At 40.9% G+C, this 12,497-nt stretch carries 13 protein-coding genes; 6 read left to right on the forward strand and 7 right to left on the reverse strand.

Annotation, left to right across the window (positions count from 1 at the left end):
* Positions 1-17 precede the first annotated feature (17 nt).
* The 4 genes from A374_RS16055 to A374_RS19645 form a co-directional block, all read right to left on the reverse strand.
* Positions 18-914 carry an ABC transporter permease subunit gene (locus tag A374_RS16055; RefSeq protein WP_007203289.1) on the reverse strand — a complete coding sequence of 299 codons (897 nt, stop codon included), beginning with the start codon at positions 912-914 and terminating at the stop codon, positions 18-20.
* 25 nt (positions 915-939) lie between these two features.
* Positions 940-1,821 (reverse strand): ABC transporter permease subunit, encoded by an 882-nt coding sequence (locus A374_RS16060; RefSeq protein ID WP_007203290.1) that lies wholly within the window; start codon positions 1,819-1,821, stop codon positions 940-942.
* Positions 1,822-2,312: 491 nt separating this feature from the next.
* On the reverse strand, positions 2,313-3,218 hold the full coding sequence (locus tag A374_RS16065; protein WP_007203291.1) for an ABC transporter permease subunit: 906 nt from the start codon (positions 3,216-3,218) through the stop codon (positions 2,313-2,315).
* The gene (locus A374_RS19645) at positions 3,211-4,089 is read right to left on the reverse strand and encodes an ABC transporter permease subunit (protein WP_007203292.1); all 879 of its coding nucleotides are present in this window, start codon (positions 4,087-4,089) and stop codon (positions 3,211-3,213) included. The genes A374_RS16065 and A374_RS19645 overlap by 8 nt, the downstream gene beginning before the upstream one ends.
* A 134-nt stretch (positions 4,090-4,223) precedes the next feature.
* On the opposite strand from A374_RS19645, the gene A374_RS16075 reads away from it, so the two are divergent.
* Positions 4,224-4,691 (forward strand): hypothetical protein, encoded by a 468-nt coding sequence (locus A374_RS16075; RefSeq protein WP_007203293.1) that lies wholly within the window; start codon positions 4,224-4,226, stop codon positions 4,689-4,691.
* Between the two features lie 45 nt (positions 4,692-4,736).
* Here the strand turns inward: A374_RS16075 and A374_RS16080 are convergent, their stop codons facing one another.
* Entirely contained in the window at positions 4,737-5,288 is a 552-nt protein-coding gene (locus A374_RS16080; RefSeq protein ID WP_007203294.1) for a hypothetical protein, read from the reverse strand.
* Positions 5,289-5,474: 186 nt separating this feature from the next.
* Here A374_RS16080 and A374_RS16085 point away from each other — a divergent pair, with 186 nt between their 5' ends.
* A complete protein-coding gene (locus A374_RS16085; RefSeq protein ID WP_007203295.1) occupies positions 5,475-6,539 on the forward strand; it encodes a nitric oxide synthase oxygenase in 1,065 nt (354 codons plus the stop codon).
* A gap of 336 nt (positions 6,540-6,875) precedes the next feature.
* On the opposite strand, the gene A374_RS16090 is transcribed toward A374_RS16085, so the two are convergent.
* Complete coding sequence (locus tag A374_RS16090; protein WP_040340668.1) at positions 6,876-7,058, reverse strand: hypothetical protein; 183 nt, start codon at positions 7,056-7,058, stop codon at positions 6,876-6,878.
* A gap of 553 nt (positions 7,059-7,611) precedes the next feature.
* On the opposite strand from A374_RS16090, the gene A374_RS16095 reads away from it, so the two are divergent.
* A complete protein-coding gene (locus A374_RS16095) occupies positions 7,612-8,178 on the forward strand; it encodes a GNAT family N-acetyltransferase (RefSeq protein WP_007203297.1) in 567 nt (188 codons plus the stop codon).
* Between the two features lie 40 nt (positions 8,179-8,218).
* On the forward strand, positions 8,219-8,344 hold the full coding sequence (locus tag A374_RS21320) for a hypothetical protein (RefSeq protein ID WP_274517060.1): 126 nt from the start codon (positions 8,219-8,221) through the stop codon (positions 8,342-8,344).
* Between the two features lie 659 nt (positions 8,345-9,003).
* Here the strand turns inward: A374_RS21320 and A374_RS16100 are convergent.
* On the reverse strand, positions 9,004-9,879 hold the full coding sequence (locus tag A374_RS16100; RefSeq protein ID WP_040340683.1) for a LysR substrate-binding domain-containing protein: 876 nt from the start codon (positions 9,877-9,879) through the stop codon (positions 9,004-9,006).
* A 140-nt stretch (positions 9,880-10,019) separates the two neighbouring features.
* Between A374_RS16100 and hpaI the strand changes: the two genes are divergently transcribed.
* The gene (gene hpaI, locus A374_RS16105; RefSeq protein ID WP_007203299.1) at positions 10,020-10,949 is read left to right on the forward strand and encodes a 2,4-dihydroxyhept-2-ene-1,7-dioic acid aldolase; all 930 of its coding nucleotides are present in this window, start codon (positions 10,020-10,022) and stop codon (positions 10,947-10,949) included.
* Between the two features lie 15 nt (positions 10,950-10,964).
* Positions 10,965-12,488: a 5-carboxymethyl-2-hydroxymuconate semialdehyde dehydrogenase gene (gene hpaE / locus A374_RS16110; protein ID WP_007203300.1), complete on the forward strand. Its 1,524-nt coding sequence runs from the start codon at positions 10,965-10,967 to the stop codon at positions 12,486-12,488.
* Positions 12,489-12,497: the final 9 nt, after the last annotated feature.

The raw sequence follows: 12,497 nt of genomic DNA on the forward strand, positions 1-12,497 counted from the left end.
AAAGCTGTGCCTGCAATTTATTGCGAATGAAGCGGTGTAAAATCATGCTGTGAGGAGGCTGTAGTAGAAATCTCAGTCTTACGGCTCTGTTGAGATGATGGTGCTGCTAGTATTTGCTCAACACCCTTTACGAGCAAATGGAACGAGTAAAAGCATAAAAAGAACACAAGAACTGGCGTATAGATTTCCCATGTGGTTGTCATGAGTTTCGTGTAATTATTGCTAATATCTCTCGTTAAATCAGCTATCTGTAATGCAATGAGAAAAATACTAAGATGAAGCATAAGAATCAATGCTTGCGTGACTTGTTGAATAAAATGAATCTTTAACCGTGGTGTGAAATAAGGCCATAAATGCTTGCGTAGTAAATGAAAGCGGCTCGCTCCCATCATCTTACTTGGTATGATATATTCTTGCTGAAGTTGATAGTGAAGTTCTTCCCCAATTACCTCTGTTAAAACGGGGAGAGCAATAAGAACAAGCGTAATGAAATGAATCCAAAATAATGTACTTTCTGGTAGAGGAGATTCGTATTTAAAGGGTGTTAAGATAATCACGGCGAGTAATACGGCAGGTATAAAGCGAAACGGACGAAAAAAGGCTTGAAAGAGCCAGCGCGATTTTTTCGCATACAAACCGTAAAGTACGCCAAAGATTGTACTAATCAGCAGACGACAAATAGCGATCGCAAGCGCATAGCCAATCGTCTCTTTCACCCCTCGTAAAGAACTGACGAGCATATCTTCACCGGCATCATCGGTTCCAAACCAATGATGGGCGGAAGGCGGATAGGGTGCCGTATAGAGAATAGCTTTACGGGGACCATAGACGGTTGGATCGGACTTAAAGGCCGTAACATTTGTAAGCGCAAAACTACTGATTAGTAAGCAACTAAGGATCACTAATCCAATCATAAATGAAGGGTTCCGTAGAAATTTTTTAATAATAGTCCGCTCCTTTCGTCACGATTCCACGTTTTTTATTGTAAGAAGCTACGAGCCCCTCCATAAGATAGAAAAAGAAAAAGAAGGTAAGAAAGAGCATTAATAAGCAAATCGAAAAAAGCTCAGGTGAATAATAGGTTTGAAAAAAGCTCATAAAGCCTTGAATGTTAAATATATATTCGATAACAAGTAAGTTACCGAGCATAAACCAAAACAATTGTTTAAAAGATTGAAAGAGAGACAATAACGTGTTGCGAAAGACGTGATGTAGGAGAATGTAGAAATGACTTAGACCTTTTCCTTGCGCAAACTCAACATAAGGTTTTGTTAGTTCCTCCGAAAAGGAATGTAGCGTTAATTGAAATAAAAAGATGGCTGGAAAGATGGTGAGTGCAAGTATTGGAAATAAGTAAACAGGATCAAATGTAGTGGCGAGCGGATCAATGAATAAAACCCCGGTTTGTTTATATATCCAGATAACGATTAATTGAAGTGAAAAAATAAAAAAGACATCAGGAATCGAGTTGAGTAATGAAAAGAGTGTAGCAATTGTTTTTCTTATAAATTGAGGCATGAGTAGCACGAAAAAGACAAGCAACATGGCTAGTGCGAGCGCACAAGCTATAGCACTTATAAGCAAAATCATCATGTATTCATAATGCTCAAAAATATCTGGATAAATGGTAAATTCATTGGTACCAACAATAAAGGTTGCATCCTGCCAGTGGATAAATGTATACAGTATACGCTGAATGATGCCGAAAAAGCGATTAAAATCAAACTCACCTGTAGTAGTGAATAAGCTTGGTGCAGCGCTAATTAAGACAATCAAGCAAAAAGTAATACAAAATACGACAACGAGTTTAATAACTCGCATGCATAACAGCCTCCTTTTGTGAATTGACATAATGGAAAATTTTTCTTATAGTCAATATACAGAATATTCCTTCTACTTAGTGTAAAAGTACATACATTTTTTGTCAAATTATTTTTTAGGAGGCTTTTTTTACAATGATAGCTTGTTTACTAGTAACGATCGGTTGCAAAAGTACATTGAGTTTAGGCCCATCCAGTTAAGATGGAGACGTATAGGTAAAGATGAATGCGACAAATTATAATGGAAATAAGGGAACGCATGTTGAGAATTTTTTTTACGTTACATAGTTCATTACAGTATGATGGAAAACGCATGAAGTTCAAGGATGGTAGCAAACTGAATAAACAAGAAAAAATATGATTGTAAAGAAATTACGATTAATGATGCCATTGTGCCATTCTCTACCGCAGAAATTGAGGCGAATAAAGGCAATAAGAAGTAAGTAAAAAAGTGTCACATCATGAAACGATTATGATGAACACTTTTTTATTTTATTTCATAAATTTAAAGGAGAGTGGGACCGGTTGAGCAGCAGGAGGTGTAGTGACTTTTAATGGCCGCTTTTCAAGTGGCGGAGCTGACAATACGCTCTCTACACCTTTTACAAGAAGCTGAAAGGAACAAAGCAATAGAAAGAAGACTAGCACTGGCGTATAGATTTCCCATGTTGTTGTCATAAGTTTCGTATAGAAATTACTAATATAATAGGTTAGATCATACGTCTGGAATAGTGTAATCTCTAAAATACCAAGATGAAGCATGAGCAGCAAAACTTGCGCGATTTGCTGTAAAAAGTGAAGTGTAAGACGTGGCGCTAAAAAAGGCCATAAATGTTTGCGTAGAAGATGGAAGCGGCTCGCGCCCATTAGCTTGGATGGTATAATATGCTCTTGTTGCAGTTGGTGGCGCACATCTTCCCCAATTATTTCTGTTAAAACAGGTACGGCAATGAAAATGGTCACGAGAAGAGAGAGCCAAATACCTGGAAGTAATGTTAGAAAAATAAGTGCAAGTAAAACGGCTGGTATAAAGCGAAAGGGCCGAATGAATGCTTGAAAGAGTCGGCGTGATTTTTTCGCATACAATCCGTAAAGAATGCCAAGTGCTGTACTAATAAGCAGGCGACAGATGGCAACCGCAAGTGCATAGCCTATTGTATATTTCACACCTTGTATGACGAGAAACAGTTCGTCCTCCCCTTGATCATTCGTACCAAACCAATGCTGTGCTGATGGCGGGAAAGGCGCAACAGCTGTTACTTCATGATTGCTGCCATATTGAAGTTCGTTTGCTTTTGGTACAGTCATGTTTGTAAGCGCGAAGCTACTAATTAGCAAGCAGGCGAGTACAATAAAGCCTAGTATAAAGCGAGGATTACGTATCAATCGTCTAATCATAAAATCCTCCTTTCATCACAAGACCGCGTTTTCTATGATAGGAAGCGAGTAGTCCTTCCGCGATATAAAAGAAAAAGAAAAAAGTAAGAAACAAAAAAAGTAAACAAATCGCAAAAAGCTCGGGTGAGTAGTAGGTCCGAAAAAAGTACATAAATCCTTGAATATTAAACATATATTCAATCAAAAGTAAGTTACCAAGCATAAACCAAAATAATTGCTTAAAGGATTGAAAGAGGGAAAGCAGCGTATTGCGAAAAATGTGATGAAGAAAAATGGAAAAGTAGGATAAGCCTTTACCTTTCGCAAATTCAACATACGGTTTCGTAAGTTCATCTTCAAACGATTGTAGCGTTAACTGAAATAGAAATAACGTAGGATAAATACAGAGAGCAATGATCGGAAACAAATAAACAGGTTCAAATGTCGTTGCTAATGGATCAATGAAAAGGATACCCGTACTTCTGTAAATCCAAATGATGATTAATTGTAGTGCAAAGATAAAAAAGACATCAGGAATAGCGCTAAGCATGGAGACGACAGCATTCACAGCATTTTTTAAGAACTGTGGAAGCAATAGTGTGACAATAACAAGAATCATGGCCAAAAGAAGCGAACATGCTAGCGCACTGCCAAGCAAAATCAACATGTATGTATAGTGATCAAACACATCTGGAAAAATCTTATATTCATTCGTATTAAGAATAAACGTTGCATCTTGCCAGTGAACAAACGTATACAGAATGCGTTGGACCATTTCATAAAAGCGGTGGAAGTCGAGTGTATCGGAACTCAATAGTCCAGGTGCCGCGCTGATCACAACAATGATGCAAAACGTCAGACAAAGTTCGCCTATTAATTTACGAAGTGCCATACGGACAAAATCCCTCTTTTCTTCATTGACGTAATGGAAAAATTTTCTTATAGTTAAAATACAGAATATTCCTTCATTTAAGTGTATTTTTTCATACAGTTTTTGTCAATTTATATTTTTAGGGGGCTTTTTTAGTGAAAAGGTTAGCAAGCTTAGGAATGATGGTAGGTTGTGTACTGTTGACTGTCGGGTGTTCAAGCGAATCGAGTTCAGGATCACCGCAAAAAAAGGGCGATGTGTACGTAAAAGTGAATGCTACAAATATCAATGCAAGTCCAGGGAAGCATGTCGAAAAGATTTTTAAATTTAGAGACGATGTAAAGCAGCAGAAAAAAGCATCGCTCACAATTGACATAGAAGATACAGATGCCACCATCTATCACAATTCACTTACATTCGATGGGAAACGTCTGAAGTTTAAAGATGATAGTAAATACAATATTCATGGAAAGACGTATGATTGTAAGGGGATAGCAATTAATGATTCAACTATAAGTGCAACCGGCTGTAAAGATGTGAAATATGACCCGCTCGTGGCAATAATTCTCCAACATGATTTGCAATTGGGAGAGATTGAAGCAAAAAAGGGAGACAAGAAATAGCATAGAAGTGAAGATAAAAAGAAGCAATAAAGCACGCTCGTAGCTTTATTGCTTTTTCTTTTTGCTCTTAAAGATGGATGGGCCTGTTTCGAATAAAAAGTAGATGATGGCAAGTAAGAACGCTAATAAAAACTCGCCATGTTCTTGAAGTGATACATTTAAAAATGATTGACTGAGAACGATCCGTAGCGCTACATAGGCTGCGAGCGCATCTAAACACAATTGAAGTACTTTAAATAGTGTAGAAGATAGGGCTACAAACCGTCTTACTTGAAAAGCTAAAAACGACAAACATAGTTCAAAAAATCCAGCTAGTATAACGGCGCCTAGTGAAAAGATGTATAGTTCTTTCCAGTCGCGATAGTGAATAAAGCCATCGTGCCATTTGTTGACACCATATGCAAGCAGCGCCATTGTCAGCGCATATACTAAAACGATGATCATGAGTGGTATACCAATTAAGAATACATAAGCGATTCCCTCAAGTGGGTGATCGGGTTTTTCAATGGCTTGTAAATAACGCAGTATGATGTAAAAAACGCCAGACATTGCGAGGGCAATCCAAATAACATGGCTAATAGCATACGTATAGGTCATAGTATTCCTCCTGCTGTAACAAACACATCCTCATGTATTGTACACTATTTCCAGCACCCATAGTGTCATTGCATTGTTCAAAATTTTGTGCTTTGCGTTTGTACCCCTACCTGGTGATATAATGAAGCAATTGGATACACTAGAATAGAAGCTCTATTTTAGTAGAAGGTACAGGGGGACGTTTGGTTGTTAGTACACGAAGCAGAACAATTTATTACGATCATGTATGACGAATTGAATCGTTCAGATGAGGAAAAGGCGCAGCGGTTAGAAGAAGTTGCGTCTGACATAAAAGCAACAGGCACGTATGAATTAACAGAAGAAGAGCTAACCTATGGCGCAAAGCTTGCGTGGCGCAATAGCAATCGCTGTATTGGGCGGTTGTTTTGGCAAAGTTTACACGTGTTTGATCACCGTCATGTTCGCACACGAGGTGAGGTAAAGGAAGCGTTGCTCTCGCACATTGCTTTTGCCACGAATGAAGGGCGCATTCGTCCGGTTATTTCGGTTTTTCCAGAGCAAGGTGTACGCATCTGGAACCACCAGCTTATTCGCTATGCCGGCTATGAAACAACGGATGGCGTTATTGGTGATCCAGATTCAATCGCTTTTACGAACGAGTGTCGAAAGCTTGGCTGGGAGCCGCGCTTTGGTGCGTTTGACGTGTTGCCGATTGTTTTTCAAATAGACGGTGAAGAACCTACGTGGTTTGACGTGCCGCCGGAGCTGGTCGTTGAAGTGGATCTAGAGCATCCAACGTTTTCATGGTTTACAGATCTAGCATTAAAATGGTACGCTGTGCCGATTATTTCAAGTATGAAATTAGAAATTGGTGGTATTGAGTTTCCGGCCGCTCCGTTTAATGGCTGGTATATGGGAACGGAAATTGGTGCACGAAATTTTGCGGATGAAGCGCGGTACAACATGCTACCGGTCATTGGGGAAAGAATGGGTCTCGATGTCACAAAACTAGCGTCCTTATGGCGTGATCGTGCGCTCGTAGAACTAAATGAAGCGGTGCTCTATTCCTATAAAAAAGCAGGCGTCAGCATCGTCGATCATCATACCGCTGCGCAACAGTTTAAGAAATTTGAAGAAATCGAACAAGATCACGGGCGTGAGATTACCGGCTACTGGCCATGGCTCATCCCACCAATGTCACCAGCCACCACCCACATTTTCCATCAATCATATAAAGATGAAGTTAAGAAACCGAACTTTTTTTATCAAGAAGAGCACTATCAAAAGTGAGGAGAAGAGGCTATTTAAACAACTGTTTAAGTAGTCTTTTTTTTTGATGATTACACCGCACATTTCCTGTCAGCCTCAATCAGAGTACTAGAAGCAGGTAACTAGTGAAGCATTTCAAGAGGTAGAAACGAACGTTGGAATGAACGTACAAAGAGGGGCTAGTGAGATGATTTCATCAGCTCCTATCAATTTGAACCTGTTAATCACTACGATTGCCGTAATATAAGCAGAGTTTACAGCTGAAGATCTAGCTGCATTTTCATGAGCAGGTTTAGATCGGATTCAATGCTTAGAGCGTTTGAATACATTTATCACTCTATTTTCCAGTTCATAGTCTTATTTTTTTAAAAGTAATACTATGAACATCATAATAGATAGTTCTATAGCAAAACGAATATAGTGAGTCGTGCCAACATATGTTTTTCCGAATAAGCCAGTAATTGACTGGAAAGTAAGCTCTAAAACTATAAATCCTATACCCGTTAAAAGGCTCATTAAGATTTTTTGATATAATTTCATATGCTCTACGCCTCTTTTTATAGTATTGTCTAATGAAAAAATTCTCTTAATTTTGCTGCACATGCGATACCATTAGCATCACCTAACATATATGAAAAAGCAAAAATGAAAGTAACACGTTCAGTAGCCGATCGGGAATAATTTTTGAAAATAGCTAATAAGGATTCTTTTGCTTTATTAAATACTCTGTTAACCACACAAATGCTAGTATTTTATCGACGAGAGTCATATTCCCTCAAAATATAACATTTAAACCATATTTTACTTTCATGAAACTATAGTGTTTAACAGAGGAAGTATAGTCGATTACCCAAGGGTTAAGATACTCACTAATATTGCATTATCCCTATTTTCTGCTAATATAGTAAAAATAACCAAAATGATGGTCGTTGGATCGCAAGAAATGTTTCACGAGCGCTATGATGTGCAGAAAATTGTCTCGGTCGTTTTGCGGGCATGGGTCAGGACGTGAAGATGCATGTATTTTGGAGTCAACCAGAAGAAGTAGCAAGCTTGCCAGGTAACGGGTCTATAAAAGGGGAGAGTGAACGTAGTGTTTGAATGGAAAGTAGATGAAAATGTTTCGCTAAAATTAATTGATCATCATGATGCAGAAGCGTTATTTGCGCTCATACAAGATTCACGAGCTCATTTAAGAGAATGGCTGCCATGGCTCGATTACAATACAGAGCTACAGCATACGAAAGAATTTATTGAAAGCTCACTCGTTAGCTATAGCAAGCAACAAAGCGTAACAACATTAATGCTTTCTAAAGGACAACCGGCTGGAGTATGCACCTTACGCTATCCTTTTAGCTTTAATCAAACAGCCTCCATTGGCTACTGGATTGCACCAGCCTTTACGGGGAACGGCATCGTTACAAAAGCGTCGCAGGCACTAACGAATTATGCCTTTTTAGGCGGCAATGTTGATAAGGTAGAAATTCGAGCGGCCGTTGAAAATAAGAAAAGTCGAAATGTTCCCGAACGCCTTGGCTTCGTGCAAGAAGGAACCATTCGTCAAGAAGAATGGCTGTATGATCATTATGTAGATATTGTTGTGTACGGGTTACTGAAATCAGAGTGGTTACAGCGAGAGCATACGAAGAGCGGGCGGTAAATGTTCACGCACGTTTGATTTTCGGTTTAGAAAAGAGGAAATGCTATCGTGGGATAAATTAACTGATGATGGCTGTTGGGGGAGTTTTGACCTTGGAAGTTATTCACCAGAGCAATTGAAGAAACATTTTGGACCACTTTTATTTCCAAAAGAAGTAAAGGGCTAAAGGGAATACTAGAAATTGCTTATTACAAAAAGCTCCAATAACATCGAAAAAAGCCTTGTTATAAGGCTTTTTTTAGTGCCTAGGTTAAGTAACATTGTGTTTTGTGTTGAAGTAAGATAAGCGTAGTGTAGAACAAGTACTTGCGTGCAGATCTTCCTCTTAAATCGTTGCAGCACCCGAAATACCTAAATTACATGCAAAAGTCATCTATCGAGGTAGCAATCTTATTATTACGTATAAATTTCATCAAAATAAGAGCAAATGACTATTTTAAATTTTTCGTAAACGTTTCCTAACTAAGCACAAAATTTTGATTCGCGCGCAGAAGCCACTGAATCGCGCGCAGAGCCCTTCGATTCGCGCGCAGAAGCCACTGAATCGCGCGCAGAGCCCCTCGATTCGCGCGCAGAGCCCCTCGATTCGCGCGCAAACCCCGAAATCGCACCTGCAAAAGTCATTAAATAAGGAAGTAATCTTCTAATTACGTATAAATTTCATCAAAATAAGAGCAAATGATTATATTTTTACGCAAAAGTCTCTTAACTAGGCATGAAATTTTGATTCACGCGCAGTCCCCTGATTCACGCGCAGTCTTCCTAATCCACGCGCATCCTCCCCGATATCGCACACACCCTCAACACCCGACTCAATCATCCTAATCACACCACCACATTCTCAAATAACGTCATAAATTTCTTCGCTGCTTTTGATAAGTAGCGGTCTTTCTGCCAGATGAGGGCAGCGCGTGATTGAATTTGGCAATCTTCTAATTCGTATACGGTTAAGTCTTGGCTTGGAAAGGCTTGTAGTGTTGAACTAGGTAGAAGTGCGGCTCCGACTCCGGCGCGTACGAGGGAAAGGAGCATCGTCGCGTCAGCACATTGACAGACAACGTGCGGCGTATAGCCTTGTTTGTGACATTCATTTAAGACGAGCTCATAGAGACCGACGCCGCTGATCCGGTGCAGTAGCATAAGAGGCATGCGCGCTACTTCGCTAAGTGGCATGCTTGTCACAGTTGATGGTGAATGATTCGTAACGACGACGAAATGATCGGGAGGTAGTTCATGAGATGCATAGTCTTGTAGGGAATCGAGTGGGAGACGAATTAACGCCATCTCAATCTCACGTTGCTGTAGTAATTGCGCGAGACGATACGAGTCGCCTTCATGTAGACGGAAGGTGACGTCTTTATATTGGGTACGAAAGTGACGAAGGCGATCGGGAATGTAGGAAAAGCACGTTTTGACGACACCGAGCGCTAATTCTCCTTTTAAACCTTCACCAACTTCTCTTACTTCTAAAATCGTTTCTTCCATTGTTTGTAGGATACTTTGCGCTTTTTTATAAAGAACTTTTCCTGGGACCGTTAAGTCCATATTTTTTCCATTGCGTTCTAATAGGAGTACACCGAGTTCTTGTTCAAGTGACTTTAGCTGCTGACTTAGCGGTGGTTGGGCCATGTTGAGACGTTTTGCGGCACGGGTAATCTGACCTTCTTCGGCGATCGCGGCAAAGTAACGAAGCTGTTTCATATCCACAAGGAAAACCCCTTTTCGTTATATCTTTTTCGTATAGGGAACCAACGTTTTAAGTATTTTCCATATAGTATAGCATGTGATAACGTTAATTTGTGGATAGAATTCTGAATACTCTCAAAAAAGGAGTGCTAATCATGTCTGATTTTACATCAATAAAAAAACGTTTACGAGGTTCGATTGCGCCGATTATTACCCCATTTTATGAAAGCGGTTCCGTTGATTTTGAAACGTTAGAGCGTCTCATTCACTGGCATATCGAAAGCGGTACGCACGGAATTTCTGTAACAGGTACAACCGGTGAACCAAGCTCGCTGACGGTAGAAGAGCGTGTTCAAGTGATGGAAGTCGCAATGAAAGCAGTAGGTGGTCGCGTGCCGTTCGTACCTGGAACGGGCTCAACGAATCATGATGAAACGATTTATTTAACGAAAAAAGCAGAAGAGATGGGCGTTGATGCTGCCATGGTCATCGTTCCTTACTATAATAAGCCGTCGCAGCATGCGCTGTATAAACACTTTAAAGCAGTTGCGGATGCTGTTTCTATTCCAATCATTGTGTATAACATTCCAGGGCGCACGGGCGTGAATATGGAACCAAAAACGCTCGCTCGTTTGCATAACGATTGTCCGAACATTATCGGTGTCAAAGAATCAAATAAAGATTTTGAGCATGTGAATCGTGTTCTGTTGGAGTGTGGAAGAGATTTTCTACTCTATTCAGGCATTGAATTGCTATGTTATCCGATGCTTGCGATTGGTGGAGCAGGCTACATTTCAGCGACAGCTAACGTGGAGCCGAAAAAAGTCGCGGAAGTATACGATGCGTATGCGGCAGGCAATCACGACCGTGCGCTTGAGCTTCACTACGAACTGATGCCACTAAATGACGTGTTATTTAAAGATACGAACCCTGCACCATTAAAAGCAGCGCTTGGCATGATGGGGAAAATCAAGCCGGTGCTTCGCTTGCCGATGGACTTGCCAACAGAAGCCTTACAGCAGGAAATTCGTGAGGTATTACAAACGTACGTTGATCTTCCAAGCACGAGTGTTACATCTAACTAAAAAGGAGTGAACGTCATGGCAATGCCATCAACGAATGTTGAGAATATGCGAAGTCATCAAAAGGTAGACGATGTTTTGTTGTACATTGACGGTGCGTTCGTAGCGGCCGAACAAGGTGGTACGTTCGTCAATCGTAGTCCGTATACAAATGAACTGCTCGGCGAAGTAGCAGAAGGAACGGAAGCGGATATTGAAAAAGCGGTTGCTTGTGCAAAGGCCGCTTTTAAAAAGGGACCGTGGGGCTCGATGAAAGTCGACGAGCGCATGACCTATATTCATAAAATTGCCGATTTAATTGACGAAGAAATTGAAGAAATCGCTTATCTAGAAGCGCTTGATACCGGATTACCGATTGCACAAACGCGTAAAATGACGGCGCGTGCAGCCGAGAACTTCCGTTTTTACGCACGCATGGTGCAAACGAAGCTACATGGCGAATCGTATCCTGTCGACCATGAATTTATTAACTATACGGTATATAAGCCGGTTGGCGTTGTTGGATTAATTACGCCGTGGAACGCTCCCTTTATGCTAGAGACGTGGAAAGTGGCGCCAGCGCTCGCTACCGGGAATACGGTCGTGTTAAAGCCCGCTGAATTATCACCGCTTACCGCGAATAAGTTAGCCGAAATTATTCATAAAGCACAGCTACCAAATGGCGTGTTTAACGTCGTTCATGGGATGGGTGAACGTGCCGGGGCAGCGCTCGTTGCGCATAAAGAGGTGCAGGCGATTTCATTTACGGGAGAAACGACAACGGGCTCTCTTATTATTAAAAATGCAGCGGATTCTCTGAAAAAAACATCAATGGAGCTTGGTGGCAAATCGCCACTCATTGTGTTTGATGATGCTGATTTTGACCGTGCACTCGATGCGGCTGTTTGGGGCATTTTTTCGTTTAACGGTGAGCGTTGTACCGCTAACTCGCGTGTTTTGTTGCATAAAAACATAAAAGACCGTTTTGTCGAAGCACTGAAAGAACGGGTGATGAACATTACGATTGGCGATCCGTTAGACGCCAGTACGCAGCTTGGTCCGCTCATTGAACAAGCGCACTATGAAAAAGTAAAGCACTACATTGAGCTTGCAAAAGAAGAAGGCTGCGAGGTCATTCAAGGGACCGTACCTGAGAATATGAAGGCAGGAAACTTCATTCCACCGACGCTGCTTTTAAATGCACGCAACGAGATGCGTGTTTGTCAGGAAGAAATTTTCGGTCCGGTAATGGCGGTTATTGAGTTTGAAGACGAAGAGGAAGCCATTGCTGTAGCAAATGACGTGCGCTATGGCTTGGCGGGGTATGTGTGGACGAATGATTTGAAGCGCGGTCATCGCGTGGCTCAAGCGGTAGAAGCAGGCATGCTCTGGGTAAATGCGCAAAATGTGCGTGATTTACGCATCCCATTTGGCGGCACGAAAGACAGTGGGATCGGTCGCGAGGGTGGTCATTATGCCTTTGAATTTTATACAGAAGCAAAAGTGATTCACGTTGCAATTGGTGAACATCATATTCCGCAATTCGGTAAGAAAAAAAGCTAACAAGGAGAG

It is taken from the genome of Fictibacillus macauensis ZFHKF-1, from assembly GCF_000269865.1.
Classification (GTDB): Bacteria; Bacillota; Bacilli; order Bacillales; family Fictibacillaceae; genus Fictibacillus_C; species Fictibacillus_C macauensis.

What these genes read in the sequence shown, in the direction of transcription:
- A374_RS16055 (WP_007203289.1), bottom strand. Translation starts at nt 914, where the DNA reads ATGATTGGATTAGTGATCCTTAGTTGCTTACTAATCAGTAGTTTTGCG.
- A374_RS16060 (WP_007203290.1), bottom strand. Translation starts at nt 1,821, where the DNA reads ATGCGAGTTATTAAACTCGTTGTCGTATTTTGTATTACTTTTTGCTTG.
- A374_RS16065 (WP_007203291.1), bottom strand. Translation starts at nt 3,218, where the DNA reads ATGATTAGACGATTGATACGTAATCCTCGCTTTATACTAGGCTTTATT.
- A374_RS19645 (WP_007203292.1), bottom strand. Translation starts at nt 4,089, where the DNA reads ATGGCACTTCGTAAATTAATAGGCGAACTTTGTCTGACGTTTTGCATC.
- A374_RS16080 (WP_007203294.1), bottom strand. Translation starts at nt 5,288, where the DNA reads ATGACCTATACGTATGCTATTAGCCATGTTATTTGGATTGCCCTCGCA.
- A374_RS16090 (WP_040340668.1), bottom strand. Translation starts at nt 7,058, where the DNA reads ATGAAATTATATCAAAAAATCTTAATGAGCCTTTTAACGGGTATAGGA.
- A374_RS21320 (WP_274517060.1), top strand. Translation starts at nt 8,219, where the DNA reads ATGCTATCGTGGGATAAATTAACTGATGATGGCTGTTGGGGGAGTTTT.
- A374_RS16100 (WP_040340683.1), bottom strand. Translation starts at nt 9,879, where the DNA reads ATGAAACAGCTTCGTTACTTTGCCGCGATCGCCGAAGAAGGTCAGATT.
- hpaI (WP_007203299.1), top strand. Translation starts at nt 10,020, where the DNA reads ATGTCTGATTTTACATCAATAAAAAAACGTTTACGAGGTTCGATTGCG.
- hpaE (WP_007203300.1), top strand. Translation starts at nt 10,965, where the DNA reads ATGGCAATGCCATCAACGAATGTTGAGAATATGCGAAGTCATCAAAAG.